21 protein-coding genes are annotated in these 24,133 nt (G+C 71.8%); 10 read left to right on the top strand and 11 right to left on the bottom strand.

The window, feature by feature from the left end; genetic code table 11:
• Positions 1 to 25 precede the first annotated feature (25 nt).
• The 5 genes from LUU90_RS24330 to LUU90_RS24310 all read right to left on the bottom strand — a co-directional run bounded on the left by LUU90_RS24330 (position 26) and on the right by LUU90_RS24310 (position 5,240).
• Entirely contained in the window at positions 26 to 727 is a 702-nt protein-coding gene (locus tag LUU90_RS24330; protein WP_275006667.1) for an ArsR/SmtB family transcription factor, read from the bottom strand.
• Between the two features lie 65 nt (positions 728 to 792).
• Positions 793 to 1,008 (bottom strand): hypothetical protein, encoded by a 216-nt coding sequence (locus LUU90_RS24325; RefSeq protein ID WP_275006665.1) that lies wholly within the window; start codon positions 1,006 to 1,008, stop codon positions 793 to 795.
• A 175-nt stretch (positions 1,009 to 1,183) separates the two neighbouring features.
• Positions 1,184 to 3,235 (bottom strand): catalase, encoded by a 2,052-nt coding sequence (locus LUU90_RS24320; protein WP_275006663.1) that lies wholly within the window; start codon positions 3,233 to 3,235, stop codon positions 1,184 to 1,186.
• A gap of 167 nt (positions 3,236 to 3,402) precedes the next feature.
• On the bottom strand, positions 3,403 to 4,290 hold the full coding sequence (locus LUU90_RS24315) for an ABC transporter permease subunit (RefSeq protein ID WP_275006661.1): 888 nt from the start codon (positions 4,288 to 4,290) through the stop codon (positions 3,403 to 3,405).
• Positions 4,287 to 5,240, bottom strand: coding sequence for an ABC transporter ATP-binding protein (locus LUU90_RS24310; RefSeq protein ID WP_275006659.1), 954 nt, complete (start codon positions 5,238 to 5,240; stop codon positions 4,287 to 4,289). The genes LUU90_RS24315 and LUU90_RS24310 overlap by 4 nt, the downstream gene beginning before the upstream one ends.
• Positions 5,241 to 5,462: 222 nt before the next feature.
• Between LUU90_RS24310 and LUU90_RS24305 the strand changes: the two genes are divergently transcribed.
• On the top strand, positions 5,463 to 6,359 hold the full coding sequence (locus LUU90_RS24305; RefSeq protein WP_275006657.1) for a Bax inhibitor-1/YccA family protein: 897 nt from the start codon (positions 5,463 to 5,465) through the stop codon (positions 6,357 to 6,359).
• 95 nt (positions 6,360 to 6,454) lie between these two features.
• Here the strand turns inward: LUU90_RS24305 and LUU90_RS24300 are convergent, their stop codons facing one another.
• From LUU90_RS24300 to LUU90_RS24285, 4 genes are all read right to left on the bottom strand, one after another.
• Complete coding sequence (locus LUU90_RS24300; RefSeq protein WP_275006655.1) at positions 6,455 to 7,138, bottom strand: hypothetical protein; 684 nt, start codon at positions 7,136 to 7,138, stop codon at positions 6,455 to 6,457.
• The gene (locus LUU90_RS24295; protein ID WP_275006654.1) at positions 7,135 to 7,761 is read right to left on the bottom strand and encodes a TetR/AcrR family transcriptional regulator; all 627 of its coding nucleotides are present in this window, start codon (positions 7,759 to 7,761) and stop codon (positions 7,135 to 7,137) included. Before LUU90_RS24295 ends, LUU90_RS24300 begins: the two co-directional genes overlap by 4 nt.
• Positions 7,754 to 8,656 (bottom strand): alpha/beta fold hydrolase, encoded by a 903-nt coding sequence (locus LUU90_RS24290; RefSeq protein ID WP_275006652.1) that lies wholly within the window; start codon positions 8,654 to 8,656, stop codon positions 7,754 to 7,756. Before LUU90_RS24290 ends, LUU90_RS24295 begins: the two co-directional genes overlap by 8 nt.
• Before the next feature lie 146 nt (positions 8,657 to 8,802).
• Positions 8,803 to 10,833 (bottom strand): glycoside hydrolase family 15 protein, encoded by a 2,031-nt coding sequence (locus tag LUU90_RS24285; RefSeq protein WP_275006651.1) that lies wholly within the window; start codon positions 10,831 to 10,833, stop codon positions 8,803 to 8,805.
• Between the two features lie 190 nt (positions 10,834 to 11,023).
• Here LUU90_RS24285 and LUU90_RS24280 point away from each other — a divergent pair, with 190 nt between their 5' ends.
• Both LUU90_RS24280 and LUU90_RS24275 read left to right on the top strand, forming a co-directional pair.
• A complete protein-coding gene (locus LUU90_RS24280; RefSeq protein ID WP_275006649.1) occupies positions 11,024 to 11,446 on the top strand; it encodes a YciI family protein in 423 nt (140 codons plus the stop codon).
• A gap of 26 nt (positions 11,447 to 11,472) precedes the next feature.
• Positions 11,473 to 12,786, top strand: coding sequence for an RNA polymerase sigma factor (locus tag LUU90_RS24275; protein ID WP_275006697.1), 1,314 nt, complete (start codon positions 11,473 to 11,475; stop codon positions 12,784 to 12,786).
• A 46-nt stretch (positions 12,787 to 12,832) separates the two neighbouring features.
• Here LUU90_RS24275 and LUU90_RS24270 read toward each other — a convergent pair whose 3' ends face one another.
• Positions 12,833 to 13,639 carry a hydroxypyruvate isomerase family protein gene (locus tag LUU90_RS24270; protein ID WP_275006647.1) on the bottom strand — a complete coding sequence of 269 codons (807 nt, stop codon included), beginning with the start codon at positions 13,637 to 13,639 and terminating at the stop codon, positions 12,833 to 12,835.
• A gap of 128 nt (positions 13,640 to 13,767) precedes the next feature.
• Between LUU90_RS24270 and LUU90_RS24265 the strand changes: the two genes are divergently transcribed.
• From LUU90_RS24265 to LUU90_RS24235, 7 genes are read left to right on the top strand one after another with little or no spacing between them, the layout of a single operon-like run.
• Complete coding sequence (locus LUU90_RS24265) at positions 13,768 to 14,712, top strand: NAD(P)-dependent oxidoreductase (protein ID WP_275006645.1); 945 nt, start codon at positions 13,768 to 13,770, stop codon at positions 14,710 to 14,712.
• Positions 14,709 to 16,781 carry an alpha-amylase family protein gene (locus LUU90_RS24260; protein WP_275006643.1) on the top strand — a complete coding sequence of 691 codons (2,073 nt, stop codon included), beginning with the start codon at positions 14,709 to 14,711 and terminating at the stop codon, positions 16,779 to 16,781. The genes LUU90_RS24265 and LUU90_RS24260 overlap by 4 nt, the downstream gene beginning before the upstream one ends.
• Complete coding sequence (locus tag LUU90_RS24255) at positions 16,774 to 17,751, top strand: D-2-hydroxyacid dehydrogenase (protein WP_275006641.1); 978 nt, start codon at positions 16,774 to 16,776, stop codon at positions 17,749 to 17,751. Before LUU90_RS24260 ends, LUU90_RS24255 begins: the two co-directional genes overlap by 8 nt.
• Before the next feature lie 56 nt (positions 17,752 to 17,807).
• On the top strand, positions 17,808 to 19,094 hold the full coding sequence (locus LUU90_RS24250) for an ABC transporter substrate-binding protein (protein ID WP_275006639.1): 1,287 nt from the start codon (positions 17,808 to 17,810) through the stop codon (positions 19,092 to 19,094).
• A complete protein-coding gene (locus LUU90_RS24245) occupies positions 19,091 to 20,068 on the top strand; it encodes a carbohydrate ABC transporter permease (protein ID WP_425596295.1) in 978 nt (325 codons plus the stop codon). Before LUU90_RS24250 ends, LUU90_RS24245 begins: the two co-directional genes overlap by 4 nt.
• On the top strand, positions 20,068 to 20,931 hold the full coding sequence (locus LUU90_RS24240; protein WP_275006637.1) for a carbohydrate ABC transporter permease: 864 nt from the start codon (positions 20,068 to 20,070) through the stop codon (positions 20,929 to 20,931). Before LUU90_RS24245 ends, LUU90_RS24240 begins: the two co-directional genes overlap by 1 nt.
• Positions 20,928 to 23,039: an alpha-amylase family protein gene (locus tag LUU90_RS24235; protein ID WP_275006635.1), complete on the top strand. Its 2,112-nt coding sequence runs from the start codon at positions 20,928 to 20,930 to the stop codon at positions 23,037 to 23,039. The genes LUU90_RS24240 and LUU90_RS24235 overlap by 4 nt, the downstream gene beginning before the upstream one ends.
• Positions 23,040 to 23,064: 25 nt before the next feature.
• Here the strand turns inward: LUU90_RS24235 and LUU90_RS24230 are convergent, their stop codons facing one another.
• Positions 23,065 to 24,123, bottom strand: a complete 1,059-nt coding sequence (locus LUU90_RS24230) for a LacI family DNA-binding transcriptional regulator (protein ID WP_275006634.1) — start codon at positions 24,121 to 24,123, stop codon at positions 23,065 to 23,067.
• Positions 24,124 to 24,133: the final 10 nt, after the last annotated feature.

The raw sequence follows: 24,133 nt of genomic DNA, 5'->3' as shown, positions 1-24,133 counted from the left end.
ATCTGCTCACGGCAGACCGTAGGTGTCAGAGCGGGTTGCCGTGGGGGTCGACCGTGGGGAAGACGTCGAAGTGGACCTCGAACGGCACGGCTCCCGGCTCGCCCTCCTGCCCGGTCAGCGGGTCGAGATGCTCCGCCGCGAACCGCTCCCATGCCTCGATGACCGCCTTGGTCTGTGCCGGCGTGGCCCACTTGTTGGTCGTGACGAACGTGGCGGCACCCTGCCAGGTCTTCAGCGTCTCTTCGTCCACCGCCTGTCCCGTGCGGACGAAAGCCATCACGCGTTCGTTGCGGAGACGCAGGAACTCCATGTTGACGGCCTCGGCTGTCTGCCGGCCTGCGGGTGAGTCCTTTCCCGCGCTGGAGATGCTGAACCCACCGGGGGTGCGCTCCCACCAACGTTCCCGGGCTGTGCCCTTGCCCTCCACCTCGCGGACGAGGCCGTGCTTGGCCAGCTGGCGAAGGTGGTAGCTCGTGGAACCGCTGGACTCACCCACTATCTCGCCGAGCTTGCTGGCCGTGAGCGGGCCGCGGATCGGCAGCAGATCGAGGATGCGGATGCGCAGCGGGTGGGCGAGCGCGCGCAGAGCCGCGGGACCGAGCTCGGCCGGCGGGCCTGGGGCAGTGGACCCGGCCGGATCGGGCACGGCGCGTGGCGTCCGGGACGCCGTGGAGGGAGTGCCCCGGTCCGCCTGCCGGCCCGAGGAGTCCTTGCGTGCTGTCGCCATAGGCAGGACGTTACCCACTCGGCGTGGCCGGGACCGTGCGCGGCCGGTGCGCGGCGGCGTGCCGGTCAGCGCAGGGAGAGCGGGTGACGGGCTGCCATGTTGTCGCGCACGCGCTCGGCCTGGGCGCGCTGTCGCTCGACGCGCTCGATCTCGCGACGCTGCGCCTCGGGGTCGGGCCGCCTCGGTGTCGCGGGCTGCCTGACCCGGGCGGACGTGGCCGCACGGGGGATCCCGAGGGGCTGCGGAACGGCGGTGCGGGCGGTGGGGACGTAGGCGCTCATGGCGATCTCCTGGCTGCGGGGTCCGGTGGGGTGGCGCGTGCCGCCCACTCTACGCATGCCAACATCTCTTTGCAAGAAGATCTTTGCAACCGAGTCTTTGGAAGTCGGATGGCGTCTGCGGTGCCTGACCCATATGGCCGCACCCAGCTCGCCGACGCCCATCCAGCGACCCTGCTCACCCCGCGAACACGGCCAGCCGTTCCCAGGACCGGTGCATCCCGAGGGCGTCCCGCAGCGGCTGCACGCAGTCCCGCACACCGTCGCAGGTCAGCACACCGGGCGCCGAGGTGTCGACGCCGGAGCTGGTGAGCAGGTCGACGCCGTCGCCGAGGGCGACCATCGCCTTCCCGTGCCGGAACGCCTCCAGGAGCAGGACGGCGGTGCGCGGGTCCGCGGCCAGGGCACTGCCGGCGACGCCCGGGGCGACCACCACGGCGTCGTACTCCACCGAGCGGGTGGTGAGCAGCGTGCGCTCCACCGTCTCCGTCTCGCCCGAGGCGCCCGAGACCTCTCCGCCGTGCGCGGCGATCGCGCGGACCACCACGTTCTCGTCGGAGTAGGCGGTCCGGAGGTCGGAGACCGGCGTCAGGTCGCCGCCCTCGGCCACCAGGACACCGACCACTCGACCGTCCACGCGGCCGGGCTCGGCCGGGATCTGGGACAGCGCGGGGGACGGCATGACGCCGTCGGGCACCTCCCCCTCGGGGACCGGGAGTCCGAGCCCGGCCGCAACCCGCCGGACCAGGTCGGAGTCGACGCGGGCGAGCGACCTGAGCACGCGCTCCTTGACCTCCTGGCGCAGGCACTTGCCGAGCTCGAACGTGAACGCCTCGACCTCGTGCGCCTGCTCCACCGGTGTCAGCGACAGCCAGAACATGCGGGCCTGGCTGAAGTGGTCGGTGAACGACACCGGGTGGTGGCGGCCCTTCTCGCCCGAGACGGGCGTCGGGAGCGTGACGAACACGCCGTCACCGTCGGGTTCGGCCACCGGACGGTCGTCGTCGATCTGGTTCGGCTTGTAGGTCACGACACCCCTGTGCACGGCCTGCTGGTGCATGCCGTCACGGAACATGTCGTTCACCGCCGCGCGGGGCCGGTTCACGGGCAGCTGGGCGAAGTTCGGGCCGCCGAGCCGCGTGAGCTGCGTGTCCAGGTAGGAGAACAGGCGGCCCTGCATGAGTGGGTCGTTGGTGACCTGGATGCCGGGCACCACGTGATCCACGTGGAACGCCACCTGCTCCGTCTCGGCGAAGAAGTTCTCCGGGGCCTCGGTGAGGGTCAGGAGGCCGACGGTCTGGACCGGGCAGATCTCCTCCGGCACGATCTTGGTGGGATCCAGCAGATCGATGCCCTCGAACATCTCGTCAGCGGTGTCGGGCATGATCTGCAGCCCCAGCTCCCACTGCGGGAACGCGCCCGCCGCGATGGCGTCGTAGAGGTCGCGGCGGTGGAAGTCCGGGTCGGCACCCTGGGTGATCTGCGCCTCCTCCCACACCTGGGAGTGCACGCCCAGCACGGGCTTCCAGTGGAACTTCACGAGCGACGTCGACCCGTCGGCCGCCTCCATCCGGAAGGTGTGGACGCCGAACCCCTCCATCGTGCGGTAGCTGCGCGGGATGCCGCGGTCCGACATCGCCCACATCGCCATGTGCGTGGACTCCGTGTGGGACCCGATGAAGTCCCAGAACGTGTCGTGCGCGCTCTGCGCCTGCGGGATCTCCCGGTCGGGCTCCGGCTTGCCCGCATGGATGATGTCGGGGAACTTGACGGCGTCCTGGATGAAGAACACCGGGAAGTCGTTGCCCACGAGGTCGAAGGTGCCCTCCCGGGTGTGGAACTTGGTGGCGAAGCCCCGCACGTCGCGCACTGTGTCCGCGGACCCGCGCGAGCCGAGCACCGTCGAGAACCGGACGAAGACCTCGGTCTCCTCGTCGGGCGTGGCCAGGAAGGCGGCCTTCGTCACGGACGCCGCGTTGCCGTACGCGCGGAAGACGCCGTGCGCGCCGGCGCCGCGGGCATGGACCACGCGCTCGGGTATCCGCTCGTGGTCGAAGTGCGTGATCTTCTCGCGCAGGTGATGGTCCTCGAGCAGCACCGGGCCGCGGGGACCGGCGGTGAGGGAGTGGTTGGTGTCGTCCACACCGGCGCCCTGCGCCGTCGTCAGACGGTCGCCGTCCTGGGCGTGGAGATCTGGTTCGTGGGTGACGGGGTTCCTGTCGCGCGCCATGGTGCGCCCTCCGATCGGAGCTCAGGATGGGGCCCGGCTTCTTCAGGTCCGCAAATCCACGATGGCGCAGCGTGCGACGGCATGCGACCGGAACGCCGCGGCCCCGCGGCCCGCACGCTTCGTCCCGAAGGACGTCGGTGCGGGCCGCGGGGCCGAGGCCGGATCCGCTACGCGTCCTGGAGCTTGAGGCGCGCCGCCGCGCCGGCCAGCACCAGCACCGTGTAGCCGGCCAGGACGCTGACGCCCACCCACGGGTCGAGCACGTCGGGGAACGCCCCGGCGTTCGGGGTGATCTGCGCGCCGGCCACGCTGGGCAGCAGCTTGTTCACCGTGCCCACCCACTCCAGCTGGGACGCCGCGAAGGTGGCGATCTGGACGATCGTCGGGATCACGAGGAAGATCGCGACCACCGTGAAGATCGCGCCCGCCGTGTGCCGCAGCAGGGCGCCGAGCCCCAGCGCGAAGAGCGCCACGAGCATCACGTACAGCACCGTGCCGAACAGTGATCGGACCTGGTCACCGTCGCCGAAGTCCACCGTGGCGTCGTTCGAGTTCAGGATCGGGTAGGTGACGAGCCAGCTCAGTGCGAGCGAGACGGTGATGAGCACCGCCGTCACGAGTGCCAGCACCACTGCCTTGCCGAAGAACGCGGGGAGCCGGCTGGGAACCGCCGCGAACGTCGAACGGATCATCCCGGTGGAGTACTCGCCGGTGATCATCAGGGCACCGAGCACCGCGACCACGAGGGCCGCCATCTCGAATCCGGCGCTCACGACCATGGTCCCGCCGAGCATCCCGCCCATGGCGGCCTGGTCCTCCGGCGCCGCGCCCTCCATCTCGTTCCCGACGAGCTGCACGATGAGCGCCATCATGAGCGCGAAGCCGACGATGACCACGACCGTCGAGCCGAGCGTCCACCACGTCGAGCGCAGCGACCACAGCTTGATCCACTCGGAGCGCAGCACGCGCCAGAAGGTGACGTTCTGCACCGGGGTGGACCCCGCCGTCGTGCCCGGCGCAGGTCCGCCTGCCGGGGCGGTGACCGTCGCGCTCATGCCTTGCTCCCCTCAAGATCGGACTGCGTGCCCGCGTGGCCCGCGATGCCCTCGGACTGGTACTCCACCGAATCGGCGGTCAGCGACATGTACGCCTCTTCGAGCGTGGACGCGACGGGCGTGAGCTCGTGCAGCACGATCCTCGACAGGGCGGCGAGCTCGCCGACCGCGGCCGCGGTGCTGCCGCGGACCTCGATCAGGCCCGGCTCGACGCCGTCCACCTGGGCGTCCTGGGCCTTGAGGAGCTCTGCGAGCTCCGTGGCCTGCGGCGACCGGACCCGCACGAGCTTGCGCTCGGCGCCGTCGACGATCTCGGAGACCGGGGCGTCGGCGAGGATGCGGCCCTTGCCGATGACGAGCACGTGGTCGGCCGTGAGGGCGACCTCGCTCATCAGGTGGCTGGACAGGAAGACCGTGCGGCCCTCCGACGCCAGGTACTTCGCGATGTTGCGGACCCAGAGCACACCCTCGGGGTCGAGCCCGTTGACGGGCTCGTCGAGGATGAGCGTGCGCGGGTCGCCGAGCAGGGCCGCCGCGATACCGAGGCGCTGGCCCATGCCGAGGGAGAAACCGCCCACCCGCTTGGTGGCGACGGGACGCAGACCTGTGAGCTCGATCACCTCGTCGACCCGCTTGGTCGGGATGCCATGGGTGGCTGCCATGGCGAGCAGGTGGTTGCGCGCCGTCCGCCCGGTGTGCACCGCCTTCGCGTCGAGCAGCGCGCCCACCTCGGCGAGCGGACGGCGGTGCGCGGCGTACGGCTTTCCGTTCACGGTGACCGTGCCGGAAGTCGGTCTGTCGAGCCCCACGATCATGCGCATGGTGGTCGACTTGCCGGCGCCGTTCGGGCCCAGGAAGCCCGTCACCTGGCCGGGCTGCACGGTGAACGTGACACCGTCCACGGCTGTCTTCGCGCCGTACCTCTTCGTCAGGCCTCTGGCCTCGATCATTACTTGCCCTTCCATCTGGCACGCCGGGGTGGCCTCTGCGGTCACTGGTCGGTCACGACAAGACTGGTTACTACGAGACTAGGGATCCGATGGTGCCCACCGCACCCATAACGGGCCCGGATCATCCCTTGGACGGACCCAGTTCATCCGAAGGTATGACCCGGGAACTCCTGAGGCCTTCCCAGCGTTCCCTAGGATGGTCAGACAGACCAGGAGGAGCAGATGAGCAACCCCGTCTTTTCGAGAAGCGACGTCTTCGGTGAGCCCCGTCGCACCGGTGCAGCTGGCGCACGCCGCGGCGGCACCGCCACCTATCCCAACCAGAGTCCCGCATATGGCACCGCGCCGCAGCCTGGCCAGTACGGCCAGTACGGTGCGGGTCAGCCGGTCGACGCGTCGGACCTCGACGCGATGTACCAGTCGCCGTCCGCGACCACGGCGGACACCAGGCGCATGACCTACGACGACGTGATCATCAAGACCGGTGGGCTGCTCGCCCTCCTGGTCGTGGTGGCCGCGGCGACGTGGACCTTGGTGCCCCGCCCGATGCTTGGCATGGTCATGATCGTCGGTCTGGTCGGCGGCCTGATCCTCGGCCTGGTCAACGCCTTCAAGCGCAACCCGAGCCCCGCGCTCATCGTGGCCTACACGGTGTTCGAGGGTGCGTTCCTCGGCGCGATCTCGTTGATGTTCAACCAGATGGCCGAAGGCGCCGTGTGGCAGGCGGTGCTCGGTACCGCCTCGGTGTTCGCGGTGAGCCTGTTCCTGTTCCGGAGCGGCAAGGTCCGGGTGACGCCCAAGTTCACTCGCTGGCTCATGTTCGCCCTGCTGGGTTACGCCCTCTTCAGCCTGATCAACTTCGTGCTGCTGATGACGGGTGTCCTGGAGGGCTTCGGCATGCGCAACGGTCCGATCGGCGTGATCGTCGGACTGGTCGCCGTCGGCCTGGCCGCGGCGTCCCTGATCGTCGACTTCGACTCCATCAAGCGTGGTGTCGAGGCGGGCGTGCCGGCCAGGATGGCGTGGGCGGCGGCCTTCGGCCTGCTGGTGACGCTGATCTGGCTGTACCTCGAGCTGCTGCGTCTCGTGACGCTCATCAGCAGCTTCGGCAGCGACTGACACGTCAGCCGGCTGTGACGACAGAGGCGTGAGTCCCGTCCGGGGCTCACGCCTCTGTCGTATCCACAGCGTTGTCCACAACGAGTCGTCCGCAGCTAGCGGCTCGGACCGGGCTCCGAGCTGCCGCGCACGCTCAGGGCGACGAGCACGCAACCCGCCGCGACGAGGAACCCGTGCGTGATCCGCACCTCCGGCCCGCCGAAGAACTGCGGCAGCAGGAGCACCAGGCCGATCGCGAGCGGCACGCCGGCCCACCTCGGCCGGGCGCCGGAGCGCCACAGGGCGACGGCGAGCAGCACGCCGGCCGCCGCGAGCAGGAGCAGTCCCGCTGCGAACAGGGTCACGGCCCACGGCTGCATGCGCAGCACCTCGACGTCGGCGAGCAGCCCGAGGTCGTCGTCCCGCAGTGCGGCTTCCGCGATGGTGCGGATACCGAAGATCTCGGCACCGAAGTAGAGCGCCGCGCAACCGGCGCCGACCCATGCCGTGACGAGCGCCCAGGTCACGGTGCCGGCACCGGCCCTGTACGCGGCGCCGCCGCCGCCGTCGGCCGGACCGGCCTGGGCGAGGACCGTCCGCAGGCCCAGCAGTGCGGGGGCGAGGAGGGCGAGGCCGAGGATCCCGCACAGGTGCGCCACCACCCAGCGGTCGGATGCGAAGGCCGTGGCGAGCTCGGTCGTGGCGGCCGTCTCGTCGGGCCAGGGCCGCAGCAGCGGGAAGAGGAGGAACGAGAGACCGGCGGCGACGAAGGCGACGCGGGTCCAGCGGGCGGTGGTCATGGCCGGCTCCCCGTGGCGGTGTCGCCCGGTGGTGCGGCGGACGGCGCGAGCGCGGCGACTCCCGCCACGAGCATGTCGAGCAGCACGGTGAAGCTCTGGTCGACGTCCTCCCGCATGCGGAAGCCGCCGCCGAGCTCCAGGGTCACGAAGCCGTGCACGCCGGCGCGGACCGCCCGGACGGCGTCGATCACCCGGTCGTCCGGCAGGCCGAAGCCGCGCAGGACGGCGACGACCACCTGGACGCTCTCAGCCGCCGCGTCGCGGAGCGTGGCGTCGGCGGGGTCGTCCGGGTCCGGGCCGATCTGCGTCGCCGCGTACCGCCCGGGGTGGTCGAGGGCGTAGGTGCGCCAAGCGGTCGCCAGCTCCCGGAGGGCCTCGGCCCCCGCGCGGCCCACCGTCGCCGAGGTCGCCACCGCCGTGAGCTCCCGGACGGCGATCACCGTGACCTCGCGCCGGAGGTCGGCCAGCGAGCCCACGTGCTTGTAGAGGCTGGGGGCGGCGACTCCGGCCTTCGCGGCGATCTTCGCGAGCGTCAGGTCGGCGAAGCCGGTGGGTCCGCCCGCGTCCACCACCTCGATCGCCAGGCGCACGACAGCGTCAGGGGACAGGCCTGCCCTAGGCACGCTGACCGCCGTCCCCGGCCTGCGCGGCCGTGTCGGTGGCGGTGCCGCCGGCGGTGGCGGGCGGCGCCGGGAGAGCGGCCAGGAACTCGAGCACCGCGGGCACGACGACGTCGGGCGCCTGGTGCTGCGGGTAGTGGCCCACGTCGGGGACCAGGACGCCGCGGGCGTCGATCGCGCCGGTGATCCAGGCGAGCTCCGCGGCGGGGTCGGAGAAGTCGGGGTCGACGGAGCCGACCAGCGCGAGGGCCGGAGCCTTGACCGCGGGCAGCCGCGCCTCGACGACCGAGTGGTCGAGGGCGATCGCGAGGTCGCGGAAGGAGCGCAGCCGACCCGGTTCGCTCATGCTCCGGCGGATCGCGGCGACGTGCTCCGCGTGCCGGGGCGAGCGGCGGCCCTTCGAGATCGAGGAGTAGAAGGAGCTCCAGAACGCGGCGCCCCAGGGCCGGGCGAAGAGCACCCGGTAGGCGACGCCCATGACCTTCTGCAGGCCCGGGGAGCCCGGCTGGCGCAGGTAGGGGCTGAGCAGGACGAGGCCTCGCACCAGGTCGGGGCGCTCTGCGGCGGCCCAGGCGGAGGCGGAGGCGCCCATCGAGTTGCCGACCAGCACGGCGGGGCCCGCACCGAGGTGCTCGACGAGCGCGACGAGGTCCGAGCCGGTGGCGTCGTCGCCGTGCGTGCGGAACGTGGTGTCCGAGTCGCCGTGGCCGCGCAGGTCGGCGACGACCACGCGGTAGCCGGCGGCGACGAGCGCGGGTACGACGTCGTCGTAGGTGGACCGGAGGTCACCCATGCCCGGGACGGCGACGACGAGCGGTCCCGCGCCCGTGTCGCTGTAGGCGATGTTGCCCTCGGGTCGGGCAAGGAAGGCGAGCGGTTCGCTCTGGTTGTTCGTCATAGCCAGAAAGCTACGCCTATTAGCCAAACGGCGCAAGGGGTCCCCGAAAGAAAGATCCCGGTGGTCGAGCCTGTCGAGAACTGGGTCTCGACAGGCCCGACCACCGGGGACAGGCCCGACCACCGGGGCCGGGCAGGCGCGGAAGGTCAGACCGGGCGGGTGACTCCGAAGTAGCCCTTCTCCGCCTCGCCGTTCTCCGCCTTGATCACGTGCATCACGGCGTTGATCAGTGCCAGGTGCGTGAACGCCTGCGGGAAGTTCCCCAGGTGCCGGCCGCTGCCCGGCTCGATCTCCTCGGCGTAGAGGTTGAGCGACGACGCGTAGCCGAGCAGCCGCTCGCACAGTGCCTTGGCGCGCTCCACCTCACCGATCTCGACCAGCGCCGACACGAGCCAGAACGAGCAGATGGTGAAGGTGCCCTCCTCGCCCTGCAAGCCGTCGTCGGTCTCCTCCGTGCGGTAGCGCAGGACCAGGCCGTCCTCGGTGAGCTCGTCCGCGATCGCCAGCACCGTCGCCTTGACGCGGTGGTCGTCCGGCGGCAGGAACCGCAGCAGCGGCACGAGCAGGAGCGAGGCGTCGAGCGCCGGGTCGCCGTACCGCTGGGTGAACACGCCGCGCTCGTCCACACCCTTGGTGCAGATGTCGTCGGCGATCTCGTCGGCGATCTTCTGCCACGACTGGGCGTAGTCGGGCTCGTCGTACAGCCGCGCGAGCTTGGCGCCGCGGTCCATCGCGACCCAGCACATGAGCTTGGAGCTGGTGAAGTGCTGCGGCTCGCCGCGCACCTCCCAGATGCCCCGGTCGGGCTCGTGCCAGTGCTTCGCCGCCTCCTCGACCTGCCGCTTGAGGATGGGCCACAGCGACTCGGGCAGCTGGTCGCGCGACTTGGCGTGCAGCCACACGGAGTCCAGCACCGCGCCCCACACGTCGTGCTGCCGCTGGTCGTACGCGGCGTTGCCGACACGGACGGGCTGCGCGCCCTCGTAGCCCGACAGGTGCGGCAGCTCGAACTCCTCCAGGGTCTCCTCACCGCCCACGCCGTACATGATCTGGAGCTGCCGGTTGTCGCGACAGACGTCCTGGATGAACGCGAAGAAGTCGTTCGCCTCACGTTCCAGGCCGAGCGTGTACAGGCCCCAGAGCGCGAACGTCGAGTCGCGGATCCATGCGTACCGGTAGTCCCAGTTGCGCTCGCCGCCCGGGGTCTCGGGCAGGGACGTCGTCGCGGCGGCGATCAGCGCGCCCGTGGGCGAGTAGGTGAGCCCCTTCAGGGTGAGCGCCGACCGCTGGAGGTAGGCGCGCCACGGGTGGTCGGGGAACTGGCCCTGCGTGATCCAGTCGCGCCAGAACCGCTCGGTGCGCCACATCGCGTCCAGGGCGCCCGCGTACGTCGTCGGCGCGCTCTGCGAGCCCCACGACATCGCGACGAAGTGCGTCGCGCCCTCCGTCATCCGCGTGCGCGCGGTGGCGCGCTTGCCCTCCAGCCCGAACCGCAGGCTGGAGCTCAGGTGCAGGTCGGGGTTGGAGTCGCCGATACGCGCCACGACCGACGAGTACCCGCTGTTCTCGTACTCCCAGTCCACGTCGGACCGGGCGTAGTCCGGGCGGGGCTCGCACACGACGTCGAGGTCCACCGTGCCCGAGACGCACTTGATGGTGCGCATCAGGATGTGCTCGGCGTCGTCGTCGGTGGGGGTGCGGCGGTGCGTGCCCGAGCGCGACTCGAGGTCGTGCCACGGACCCATCAGCATCGCGTCACGCACCACGAGCCAGCCGGTCGGTGTCTGCCACGTGGTCTCGAGGATGAGCGTGCCGGGCAGGTAGCGGCGCGCGACGGGCACGCGCACCCCGTGCGGGCCCACCCGGAAGTAGCCGGCTCCCCGGTCGAGGATCTTGGCGAAGATGCTGGGTGAGTCGGGTCGGGGCACGCACATCCACTCGACGCTGCCCGACGGCGCGATCAGTGCGTTGGTCTCGCAGTCCGAGAGGAACCCGTACTCGCCGATGTGCGGGAACTTGCTGCGTCCGTCCCAGGCACGCGGGGAAGCGCCGTCGCTCGACGTATGTCCCTTCACCGGACCCGAGTTCGCGGGCTTCGAGGTCTGGCGGCGCCGAGGGGACTTGCCGGATGCCGTGGGGGCATCGGCCCCCACGGGCTCAATCGATTCGAGCGTCATGAGACTCAAGGGTTCCGCACGTTCCGCGCACGTGGCAAGCCGTGCGTGTGTGACGCGCAGAACCCCTGCTCCATGCTTCGACATGCATTCGTTCAGGGAATATCCGGGTTGTGTCGATCGAGCGGTTTCCCGTTCGACCTGAGGGTGAGAAGGTCCCATCAGGGGGCCCGGAACAACAGGAGAAGAGACCATGCCGAAGTACATGCTGATCATGCGCTCGACCGACGAGACGAAGGCCGTCTACGAGAACATGGACTTCGAGAAGATCATGAACGACATGGGCAAGTTCAACGAGGACATGGTCCAGGCGGGTGTGCTCGTCGCCGGTGAGGGCCTCGCGGACGAGACCGACTCCGTCGTCGTCGACTACTCGTCCGAGACGCCCGTCGTGACCGACGGCCCCTACGGCGAGACCAAGGAGCTGTTCAACGGCTTCTGGATCGTCGACGTCGCATCGCGGGAGGAAGCCGTCGAGTGGGCCAAGCGGGCACCGCTCGCCGGGCCGGGGAGCAAGCTGGAGATCCGGCGCGTCCAGCAGATGGAGGACTTCCCCCAGGACAACGAGTACGTCCAGAAGGAGCGCGCGTGGCGCGAGTCGACCGGCCAGAACTGACCGGGCCAGCTCTGACCGGGTCAGCTCTGACCGGCGAGGACGCCGCGCGGCGGGCCGTCGAGGCGGTCTGGCGGATCGAGTCCGCGCACATCGTGGGCGCGCTCACCCGTTACACCCGCGACTTCGCGCTCGCCGAGGACGTGGCCCAGGAGGCGCTCGCCGCGGCGCTCGTCTCCTGGCCACGCGACGGGACGCCCCGCGATCCCGCGGCCTGGTTGATCGCGACGGCCCGACGCCGGGCGATCGACGCCTACCGGCGCCGGGCCGGACGGGACGAACGCTACGCGGCGCTCGCGCACGGCCTGGCCGAGGGGGAGGCGACGTCGGGCGCCGGTGGTCCGTCAGCGGCGTCCCCCACGGGCATCGTCGCAGGTGAGCTGGGTTCTGACCCGGCCGCCTTCGACCCGGACCGGATCGAGGACGACGTGCTCGCCCTCATGTTCGTGGCCTGCCACCCCGTGCTGTCGAGGGAGGCGCAGATCGCGCTGACGCTGCGGGTCGTGGGCGGCCTGACGAGCGACGAGATCGCGCGCGCGTTCCTCGTGCCGGTAGCGACGGTGCAGGCGCGCATCACGCGCGCCAAGAAGACCATCGCCGCGGCGCAGGTCCCCTTCGAGCTGCCCGACGGCGCGGACCGGGCCGCCCGGCTCTCGTCGGTGCGCGGCGTGCTGTACGTCATCTTCACGGAAGGCTCCTCGGCGACGTCGGGGGACGACTGGATCCGGCACGACCTGGCCCGTGAGGCCGTGCGCCTGACCCGCGTGCTCGCCAGGCACGCGCCCGAGCCGGAGACGTTCGGCTTGCTCGCTCTGCTCGAGCTGACCGCAGCGCGGTTTCCGGCCCGGGTGGGGCCGGCGGGGGAGCCGGTGCTCCTGGAGGACCAGGACCGGCGCCGGTGGGACCGGGCGGCGATCATCCGGGGCAGGGCCGCGCTGCGGCGGGCCACCGGGCCGTCCGGCATGGGGGTGTACGCCTTGCAGGCGGCGATCGCGGAGTGTCACGCGGTGGCGCGCTCGGTGGCCGAGACGGACTGGGAGCGGATCGTCGTGCTCTACGAGGCGCTCGGCCGCCTGGCTCCCTCGCCGGTGGTGGACCTGAACCGCGCGGTGGCGGTCGCGATGGCGCGCGGCCCCGCCCTCGGGCTGCAGGTGGTGGACGCCCTGGTGGACCAGGGCGCGCTCGCGGGCTCGCACCTGCTGCCCGGCGTGCGCGGCGAGCTGCTCGCGCGGCTCGGGCGCACCGCCGAGGCCCGGGGCGAGTACCTGCGCGCGGCCGAGCTGTGCGGGAACGCCGCCGAGCGCTCGGTGCTGGAGCGCAAGGCGGGCGCCGTCGAGGCGTGAGCCCGGCAGGGGAGTGAGCCCGGCCGTGGCGTGAGCCCGGCCGGGTTCAGCCCCCGTGGGCTGCGGCGGCGTCCCGCAGCCAGCCCAGGGTGTCCGCGGTCGGGCCCGTCGGGCGGTACTCGCAGCCGACCCAGCCGGCGTAGCCGGAGGCGTCGAGGGCACGGAAGAAGGCGGGATAGTCGATCGTCCCGCTGCCGGGCTCGCCCCGCCCGGGGGAGTCGGCGACCTGCACGTGGCCGACGGCGGCGCCGTGGTCGGCGATGTCCGTGACCACGTCCGAACCGTTGTTGTGCAGGTGGTAGGCGTCGAAGAGGACGGCGACGCCGTCACCGGCCCGGTCGGCGACGGCGAACGCGTCGCCGAGGGTCCGGACCGGGTAGTCGCCGTTCTCACCGCGGGTCAGCGGCTCGACCAGGACCGTCACGCCGGCATCGCCGAGGGTGTCCGCCGCGAGCCGGAGGTTCCCGGTCGCCGCCTCGTCCTGGACGGCTGACGAAAGCCCCGCCAGCCGCTGCCCGTAGAGCGCGTTGACCCTGTCGCAGCCCGTGGCCTCGACGACGGTCCGGACGGCCGCGAGGTTCCTCCGCAGCTCGTCCGCCCGGTCCGGGTGGGAGACGATGCCGCGCTCGCCCGCCGGCATGTCCCCGGCGAAGAGGTTGATCCCGGTGAGGCGGACTCCCGCCGCGTCCAGGGCGTCGACGAACGCGCCGATCTGGGCGGCGTCGGGATCCGCGGTGGGGAACGGCCACCAGCACTCCACCGCCTCGAACCCCGCGGCGCGGGCCAGGGCGAACCGCTGGACGAGCGGCACCTCGCTGAACAGCAGGGACACGTTGGCGGTGAACCTGGGCATCACTATCTCCGATCGTCGGCATTGACCAGGACAGGTATATCGAAATACCATGCGTCATGCCAGTGCTGAATCGCTAGCAGTGTTGCCGTGATCAATCGATGGATCATCGAACGAAGGAGTTCGGTCGTATGGCAGTCGTGGGCTTTGTCGGGCTGGGTGTGATGGGGCGGCCGATGGCGGCGAACCTCGTCCGCGCGGGACATGAGGTGCGGGCGTTCAGCCGCGGCGCCGCCGGCCGCGAGAGCGCGGCGGAGCTGGGGGTGCCGGTGGTGGCAGGCCTCGCGGAAGCGGTCCAGGGCGCCGACGTGGTGCTCACCATGCTGCCCGACACACCCGACGTCCGGGCCGTCGCCGTCGGCCCGGGTGGTGTGCTCGACCACCTGGCGCCCGGGGCCGCCTACATCGACATGAGCACCATCGAGCCCGGTGCCGCGCGCGAGGTCGCCGAGCGGTTCGCACGGGCCGGCCACGACGCCCTCGACGCCCCCGTGTCCGGCGGCGAAGCCGGGGCACGGGAAGGAACACTGTCGATCATGGTCGGCGGCCCGGCCGATGCGGTCGAGCGGTGGCGCGACCTCCTCGGCACGCTCGGCACGACAGTGGTGCGGGTCGGCGAGTCGGGTGCGGGGCAGGTGGTCAAGGCGGCCAACCAGCTCGTGGTCGCCACCCACCTGCAGGCGCTCGCCGAGGCGATCGTGTTCCTGGAGGCGCACGACGCCGACGTCGCCACCGGCCTCTCCGTCATCGCGCGCGGCCTCGGCGGCAGCACGGTCATCGACCGCAAGGCGGACGGGGTGCTGGCCGGCGACTTCCGTCCGGGCTTCCGCCTCGAGCTGCACCACAAGGACCTCGGCATCGTCGAGGGCGCCGCCCGGACGCGCGGTGCGGTGCTCCCCGTCACGGCAGTGGTCGGCCGCCTGGTCCAGTCGCTCGTGCAGCGCGGCGACGGCGCGCTCGACCACTCCGCCCTGGTGGCGCTCGCCCGCGAGCTCAACGGCACCTCGGAACGGGCCGCCGCCCCGCCGCCGGAGGGCACGTCGCAGGGCGCGCCGCACGGGGCGGAGACGCGATGAGCCTGACCACGCAGCGCACCGGGACCGAGGAGCAGGTACGCCCCGGCTGGTGGGACGAGCCGTTCCAGGTCTTCCAGACCAACCTGCGCGAGATCGACGCGGGGCTCGACGTCGAGCGCACGCTGGACGCCGTCCAGGAGCACGGCGCGAACGTCTGGCTGCTCAACGTCGGCGGCATCCTCTCGCACTACCCGACCGGGCTCGGCTTCCAGACCCGCAACCCGCACCTGGCCGAGCGGCCCGGCGGCGACCTCGTGGGGGATGCGCTCGCGGCCGCCCGGCGGCGCGGCGTCCGGCTGCTGGCCCGGATGGACTTCTCGAAGGTGGCCCCGGCGATCGCCGACGCGCACCCGGAGTGGTGCTTCGTGTCGCCGTCGGGCGAGCGGCAGGAGTTCGAGGGGCTGGTCAGTGTGTGCCCCAGCGCCGAGTACTACCAGCAGCGGATCTTCGACGTCCTGGACGAGGTGCTGGACCGCTACGAGGTAGACGGGTTCTTCTTCAACTGGTTCGGCTTCAACGAGGTCGACTACGCCGGCCGCGTGCACGGCGTCTGCCACTGCGCCGCGTGCCGGGCCGGGTTCGAGGAGCACACGGGCCTGGACCGGCTGCCCGACCGGGCCGGCGACCCGGGCTACCGGCAGTGGCGCGGGTATGCCACCGCCACCATCGACGCGCTCACCGCCCGGGTGCGCGCCCACATCGCGGCCCGTCGGCCGGACGCCGGGCTCATCCTCGGCACGGCGGCCGACGTGCTCTTCCACGAGGCGAACAACGCGATCGGCCGCACCCTGTGGCCGTACGCCACCGGCGAGGCCGTGAGCGCGCTGCGGTCGGCCCGTCCGGGCAAGCCGGTGCTGGTCAACGCCGTCGCGTTCTGGGACATGCCGTACCGGCTCGCCGGCGAGCAGCCGGAGATGCTCGGCCAGTACCTGGCCCAGGCGATCTCGCGTGGCGCCAACCCGTCGACCTACATCATGGGGCCCACCGGCGGCATCGCCTACGGCGGCCTGCCCGCCGCCGCCGCTGTCACCCGGTTCCACCGGGACCACCGGCGCGAGTACACCGGCCTGGCGCCCGCGGCCGAGGTGGGCCTCGTCCGGCCGGACCCGCTGGACGACGACGGCCGGTTCGGCACCGGGACCGCCGAGCACCGTGGCCTCCTGACCGGCCTGGTCGAACGGCACGTGCCCTTCGACGTGGTGCCCGTCGGGGCGCTGGAGAACCTGGCGACCGACCGGTTCCGGGTGCTCGTGCTCCCCGACCTGCCGTCCCTCCCGCAAGGGGCGGCCGAGGCGCTCGAACGCTTCGCCCTCGCGGGCGGCTCGGTCGTCGCGACCGGCCGCAGCGGCATCCGCGACGACGGCTCGGTGGTCGACTGGTTCCCCGGACTCCGGGTGACGGGCATCGACGCCGACCGGGAGGCCCTGAAGTCGAGCTACGTGCAGCTCGACGACCGGGACGGCGCGGACGGCAGGCAGGTCGAGGGCACCGCGGTGGCGCCGCGGCACGGCCGCCACCACCGGCTGGCCTGGCGTCCGGACACCGCACCACGGCACCGCCTCGTGGAGCGTGCCCCCTACGGCCCGCCGGAGAAGGCATACGGCCATGTGCCGAGCGGCGAGCTTGTCTGCGGCGTACGGCCGCACGGCGCGGGCACGGTGGTCCAGCTGCCCTGGACCACCGGCGCCGCCTATCGGGACACCCGGCTGACCCGCCTGCGCGACGTGGCGGTCGATCTCGTCGTCGAGCGTCTCCTGGACCGGCCCGACGGTCGGCTGCCGGTCACCCTCGACGGGCCCGAGCAGCTCGAGCTGGTCGTCGGACGCTCCGCGGCCGGGCTCGTGCTGCACCTGCTCAACCACTCCGGGCAGCGCGGCAACGGCTACGGCCCGGTGGTGCCGGTGCACGACGTCGTGCTCCGCCTCGCGGGGCTCGCGGGCCGCGCCGCGCGTGCCCTCTCGGGCACCGCGACGGTGCTGGACGACGGCGACGACCTGATCGTGCGGATCGCTGCCGTGGGCGAGCTCGAGGTGGTCGTCGTCGAGGACGAGGGGGGCTCCCGTGGCTGACGTGGTGATCGTCCGGGGCGGCCAGGGCGAACGGGTGGTCGAGCGGGTACGCGCGGCGCACCCCGGCATCGTCGTCGCTCCGGCCGACGACGCCGACGCGTTGCGCTCTGCCACCGTCGCGGCCGGGCACCTGACGGACGACGAGGTGGCCCGCATGCCGCGCCTGGCCTGGGTGCACTCGTGGGCGGCCGGCGTGGAGTCCGACGTCGGACCCGCGTTGCGGCGGCGCGCGACCGGGGCGGGGCCGGCGTCGTCGCCGGCGCCCGGCCCGGGGCCGGTGACCGTGACGTCGTCGGCCGGCAACGGGGCGATCCCGCTGGCCGAGCAGGCGCTGATGCTCATGATGATGCTGGGCCGGCAGGCCCCGCGGTGGGCGGACGCCCAGCGGGAGCACCGCTGGGAGCGGTTCACGCACGACGAGCTGTACGGCCGCACGGTGGGCATCTACGGGTACGGCAACGTCGGGCGGGAGCTCGCGGTACGGGCCCGGGCGTTCGGGATGGGCGTCGTCGGGCTGCGTCGTCGGCCCGCGGAGCCCGGCGACCCCGTGGACCGCATGCTGACGCCCGACGCCGTGGACGAGCTGGCCGCGGTCAGCGACGTCCTGGTCGTCGCCGCGCCGCTCACCGACCGGACCGCGGGTGCGATCGGGCTGCGCACGCTCCGTGAGCTCGGCCCGCAGGGCCACCTCGTGGTGGTGTCGCGCGGTGGCATCGTGCGAGAGGCCGACCTGGTCACCGCCGTCCGCGAGGGCATCGTCGCCGGAGCCGGCCTCGACGCGCACGCCGTCGAACCGCTGCCCCCTGGATCACCCCTGTGGGACCTGCCCCGCACGATCATCACCCCGCACAACGGGGCGACGACGCGCGCCACCGCGGACCGCGGCACGGCGATCTTTCTCGACAACCTGGACCGATGGCTGGCGCGGCGGCCGCTGCGCAACGTCGTCGACGTCGGGCAGCTGCCCTGACACCGCGCCCTGCGCAACCGAAGATCCGTACAACGACGTACTGAAAGAAGGACACCATGTCAGATCTCACTCGCCGGTCATTCCTGACCTGGACAGGCGTGGGGGCGCTCTCCGTCGCCGCCATGTCGCTCGCCGGGTGCGGCCCGTCCGCCTCGGGCGGTGACGGCTCGCTGCGCTTCGCGTGGTGGGGCGGCTCCGACCGGCAGCGCGCCTACCTCGAGGCGCTGGACGCGTTCACCGCCGAGCACCCCGAGATCCAGGTCGCGCCGGAGTTCGGCGACTACGACGCCTACCAGGAGCGCATGACGACCCAGATGGCGGCCCGGGACGTGCCCGACGTCTTCTGGATCCCGTCGCCCGCGGTCCTGACCTATCGCGAGGCGGGCCTGTACCGGGACCTCGAGGGTGCGCCCGGCCTGGACCTGAGCGCCTTCACCGAGGAGCAGGTCGAGAGCTTCCGGCTCGCCGGAACGCTGGACACGCTCCCGAAGTCGATCTTCAGCCCGGTGCTGCGCTACAACACCAACTTCCTCGAGGACGAGGGCGTGACCCTGCCTGATCAGCTCGACTGGGACAACCTCGCCGAGTTCCTCGTCGACTACTCGGCGAACAACGCCGACGGCCGGAAGGGGACCGCCTACGGCCCGTACCACGACATGCCGTTCGAGTCCTTCCTGCGGCAGCGCGGGGAGGACCTGTGGACCGAGGACGGGACGCTCGGGGCCAGCGTCGACGGCGTCGCCGCCTGGATCGACTGGTGGGAGAAGCTGCGGCGCGCCGGTGCGACCACGAGCGTGAGCGAGCAGGACGGCATCGAGCCGGCGTGGTCCCAGGTCGGCGACAAGGTGCTGGTCACGTTCGCCAACTCGAACCACATCGTGGACGACGCCCAGGCGTTCCCGGACTACGTGTTCGACCAGCGTGACGTGCCGGCCGCCGAGGACGCTGCGGCCGGCTACCACTTCACGTACTACAGCCGGTTCGCCATGTACTCGGGCGTGCCGGACGACCGGGTCGAGGCCGCGGCCACGCTGATGAGCTTCAACCTCAACTCGCCCGAGCTGCTCAGCCTGGTCGGCCTGTCGGCCGGGGCGCCACCGAACACCGAGCTGCTCGACCAGTACGAGCCGGACGCGACCCCGGACGAGCAGAAGGTCATCGCGATCACCCGCGAGATCAACGAGACGGAGCAGCGCCCGCGGTTCGAGGCGCCTGCCGGTTCGGGCAGCTGGCGTGACCTCATGATCCGCGAGCTCGAGGAGGTGACGCTCGGCGAGAAGACCGTGCCCGACGCCGCGGCGTCCTTCGTCGAGGCCGTCGAGGGCGAGATCGCGGGGGCATGATGACTCTCACCTCGAAGGACACCGGGCGCCGGGTGCGTGGAGCACCTGGCGCCGCCGGGTCGAAGCCGCCGGGCGGCAGGGCCAAGCCGTCGGGCGGCACCCGCGGCCAGGGGCTGGTGGCCCACATCTTCCTGCTGCCCTGGATGATCGGCATGATCGGTGTCACCGCCGGCCCGCTGATCGCCTCGGCGGTGCTCGCTTTCACCGACTACGACCTGCTCAGCCCACCGCAGTTCATCGGCCTGGACAACTTCGTGCGGATGGCGGGCGACGAACGCTTCTGGGCCGCCGTCCGCGTGACGCTCGTCTACGTCCTGGTCTCGGTGCCGCTGCAGCTCGGGTTCGCGCTGTTCCTGGCCGTCGTGCTCGACAAGGGGCTGCGCGGGCTGTCCCTCTACCGCAGCGCCTTCTACCTACCCTCGCTGCTCGGTGGCAGCGTCGCGATCGCCATCCTGTGGCGGCAGATCTTCGGTGAGAACGGCCTGGTCAATCACGTGCTGGGCTGGTTCGGCATCGAGCTGGGCTCCTGGCTGCAGGACCCGTCGCTGGCCCTGTCGACCCTGGTGGTGCTCAACGTCTGGACCTTCGGCTCGCCGATGGTGATCTTCCTGGCCGGGCTGCGGCAGATCCCCGAGGAGCTCTACGAGGCCTCGATGATCGACGGCGCCGGGCGCGTGCGGCGGTTCGTGTCGATCACCATCCCGCTGCTCACACCGATCATCTTCCTGAACCTGATCCTGCAGATGATCAGCGCCTTCCAGGCCTTCACGCAGGCGCACGTGGTCAGCGGCGGCAGCGGCGGCCCGCTCGACTCGACGCTCTTCTACACCCTCTACATCTACCAGCGCGGCTTCGTGAACTTCGACATGGGGTACGCGTCCGCGATGGCGTGGGTGCTGCTCCTGGTCATCGCAGCCGCCACCGCCGCGAACTTCATCGTCTCGCGGCGCTGGGTCTACTACGGAGACGAATGATGGCTGCCTCTACCCTGAGCCGCGGCACGCTGAGCCGCGGCACCCTGAGCCGCGTCGCGCGGCACGTGGTCCTCGCGGTGTTCGTGCTGCTCATGATCTATCCGCTGCTGTGGATGCTCGTGAGCTCGTTCAAGCCGAGCAACCTGATCCTGTCCCAGACCGGGCTGTTCCCCAGCGAGATCACGCTGGAGAACTACGGCGACGGCTGGGACGCGCTCGGCTCACCGTTCACCCTGTTCCTGGGTAACTCGCTGCTCATCGGCGTCGGCTCGGTGATCGGGAACCTGTTCTCCTGCTCCCTCACGGCCTACGCCCTGGCCCGGCTCAACTTCCGGGCCGGGAAGCTGTACCTGGCGCTGACCCTGATGACGATCATGCTGCCGTTCCACGTGCTGGTGATCCCGCAGTACATCCTGTTCGCGGAGCTGGGATGGATCAACACGTACGTCCCGCTGCTGCTGCCGAAGTTCCTGGCGACGGACGCCGTCTTCATCTTCCTGATGGTGCAGTTCATCCGCGCCCTGCCGCGCGAGCTCGACCAGGCGGCGATGATCGACGGCGCCGGCCCGTTCCGCATCTTCTGGTCGGTGATCCTGCCGTTGATGCAGCCCGCGCTGATCACCACGACGATCTTCACCTTCATCTGGACGTGGAACGACTACTTCGGGCCCCTGCTGTACCTGACACGGACCGAGCTGTACACGGTCCCGGTGGCCCTGAAGTCTCTGGTCGACACCGAGACCCAGAGCGGCATCGGGACGATGTTCGCGATGTCGCTCGTGTCCCTGGTGCCGATCCTCCTGTTCTTCATCTTCGCCCAGCGCTACATCATCAAGGGCATCGCGACGACGGGAATCAAATGACTGCTGCGCGCACAGGGCTGGACGGCGAGCACCGCTGGACCCAGCTGACCTTCGTGGAGAACGACCCGCTCGACTTCGACCTCGACGCGTGGGCCGACGTCATGGAACGTACGGCGTCGACGGCGGTGTGCATCAGTGCCGGCGGCTACATCGCCTACTACCCGACCAAGGTGCCGCTGCACCACCGGAGCGTCTACCTGGGCGACCGGGACCTGCTGGGCGAGGTGGTGGACCTGGCCCGCTCGCGAGGCATGGCGGTCATGGCCCGGGTGGACCCGCACGCCGTGCACCGCGACGTCGTCGAGGAGCGGCCCGACTGGATCGCGCGGACGGAGGACGGCGAGCTCCTGGAGCACTGGGCGATGCCCGGCATCTACCTCACCGACGCGTTCGGCGGCTACAGCTGGGAGCTGACGACCGAGGTGCTCCGTGAGATCGCGCGCGACTACGACGTCGACGCCCTGTTCGCGAACCGGTGGCAGGGGCACGGCCCCGGGTACACGGAGTCGACCGCACGGGACTTCCGGTCCGCGACCGGCCGCGCGCTGCCCACGACGGCGGACCCCGCCGACGGCGAGGCCTGGGCCACCTACCGGGCGTGGCGCCGGAGCAGGCTCAGCGACCTCGTGGCGCACTGGGACCGGGCCGTGCAGGACGCCGCGCCGGCGGTCCGGTTCGTGCCGAACCTCGGCTCGTTCACGGCCGCCGACCTGGAGCCGCGGGTTGCCCGGTCGGTGCCGTTCCTGCTGGTGGACCACCAGGCGCGCGGCGACGGGGAAGCGCTCTGGGCAGCGGGCCGGGACGCCAAGCGGGTGCGCGCCCTGCACCCCGGCAAACCCGTCGGGCTCATCACCTCGGTGGGGCCGGAGTCGCACGACTTCCGCTGGAAGGACTCGGTCAACGCGGCGGTCGAGACGACCGGGTGGATCGTCGACGGGTTCGTCCACGGTGCCTTCCCTTGGTTCACGAAGTTCGCGGCGCGGATCCACGACCCGCGCTGGATCCCCGCCGTCGAGCGGGCCTTCGGGCTGCACCGCGCGGTCGCGGGCGTCCGGGGCGACGAGCGGCCGGTCGCGGAGGTGCTCGTCTGGGACGCGGACGAGCACACGGCGTCCACCCGCGTGCGCGACGCGGCGTCGGGCGTCTACCAGGTGCTGGTCGAGCTGGGGGTCCCGTTCGAGTACGTGGGACCGGGTTCGCTGTCGGCGCTGACCAAGCCCGGTGTCCGGCTGGTCGTGCTCCCCGAGGTGCCGTCGCTTGACACGTCCGCCGCCGACGCCCTGCGCGTGTTCGTCGAGGACGGCGGAGCGCTCCTGCTCACGGGCGGGGGGCCCGACGTCGCCGGGCGCGGGGCGCTGGTGACCGAGCTGCTCGGCGTCGACGTCGTCGAACGCCGGGGCGGGATCGTGCGCAACAACTATGTCCAGCGGGAGCCGGGCGGAACGCTCCAGGAGGGCTACGGCGATGCGCTGCGCATCGTGGGTGGCACCCGGCTCGTCCGCTTCGGTGCGTTGGACGGCGTGCCGGACGGCGCGTCGGCCGGCGCCCCGACCGGTGCGTTCGACGTGTCGTGGCGCTTCGTGCCCGACCACCCCGACCTGCCGATGGAGGAGGTCTATCCGAGGTCGGAGCCGACCGCCCCGGCCGTGTTCGGCGCCGAGGTCGGCGCGGGCCGGGTCGACGTCGTCGGCTTCAACGTCGCCGAGCTGTACTGGCAGGCGCTCCAGTCCGACCACCTCACCCTGCTGGACAACCTCGTGCGCCGCGCTCTGGGCGGACGGCGGTCCGTCGCGGTGCGCGGACCCGGCGTGGTCGACGTCGCGACATGGGCCGGCGACCGTTCGTTCACCGTGCTGGCCGCCAACCTGACCGACCCCATGATGATGCGCGGCCAGCGGCGGGCGGTCTCGCCGCTCGACGGCGTGCGCGTGGCGGTCGACCTGGACCGGGTCGCGGCGCTGGCGGGCGGGCCGGTGCCGGAAGAGGTGCGGCTGCAGGTGCTGGCCGGCGAGGAATGGGTGGACGCCGACGTGTGCATGTCGGCGGGGACGGTCGACGTCGCGCTGCCCCCGGTCCTCGAGCTGGCGGCTCTCCGGCTGACCTGGTGACGCCGAGGTAGTCGTCCGGGCCTGGTCAGCGGGAGGGGGCCGCCGTCGAGCCGCGGACCACCAGGGTGGGCTGCTCGAGCGGGACCGGTTCTTCCACGGTCTCGCCGAGCAGCGTCAGCACCTTGGCGGCGGCCGCGCGGCCGCGCTGGAAGGCGAACCGCTGGACGGTCGTCAGCGGCGGGTCCACCCACTCGCCGAGGGTGAGTCCCTCGAAGCCGACCACGGAGATGTCGTCGGGCACGCGCAGGCCGGCCGCCTGGATCGTGCGCATCCCCGCGATCGCCATGGTGTCGGTGCCGTACAGGATCGCCGTCGGGCGGACCGCGCCGTCCAGGAGCCGGGTGGTCTCCTCGGCGGCCCGAGCGGGGGAGTACTCCACCGCGACGACGGTGTGGGGCTGCAGGCCGTGGTCCGCCAGCCGCTGCACGAACGCCTCGCGCCGCAGCACCGGCAGCACGTAGTCCTTGGGGCCGCTCACGAACGCGATGCGCTTGTGGCCCAGCGCCACGAGGTGGTCCACGGTCTCCGCGATCCCGGCGCTCGGCGGGTCGGCGTCGACGTACTCGATGGCGCCGGGCTTCCACGGCGCACCGACGAGTACCGCGGGCAGCCCGAGCCGGGACACGAGCTCGAGCCGGGTATCGCCCACCATGGAGTTGGTGAGGATGATCCCGTCCATCCGCTGACGCTCGGCGAGCGTGCGGTAGAAGTGCTCCTCCTCGTGCTGCCCGGTGATGAAGACGTTCAGCAGGAGCCCGTACTCGCGAGGGCTGAGCACCGACTCGATGCCCGAGATGAAGTCCATGTTGCCGGCGCCGACACCCGGCACGCTGGAATCGCTCGTCAGCACCAGCCCGATCGCCTGCGCGCGGGCGGTGCGCAGGGCGATCGCCGCGGCGCTGGGGCGCCAGTTGAGCTTTCGGGCGGCCTCGCGGATGCGCTCGGACGTCGCCTCCGAGATGCGGCCGGTGCCGTTGAAGACCTTCGAGACCGCACCGGGCGAGACGCCGGCCAGCGCCGCCACGTCGCTGATGGTCGGGCGGCCGCTGCCGCGCGGCTTCGGCGGCGTTCTCGGTGCTGTCATCGGGCGCTCA

This window comes from Promicromonospora iranensis (genome assembly GCF_028994775.1).
Lineage (GTDB): Bacteria > Actinomycetota > Actinomycetes > Actinomycetales > Cellulomonadaceae > Promicromonospora > Promicromonospora iranensis_A.
This window is presented reverse-complemented; position numbering and strand designations above follow the sequence as displayed.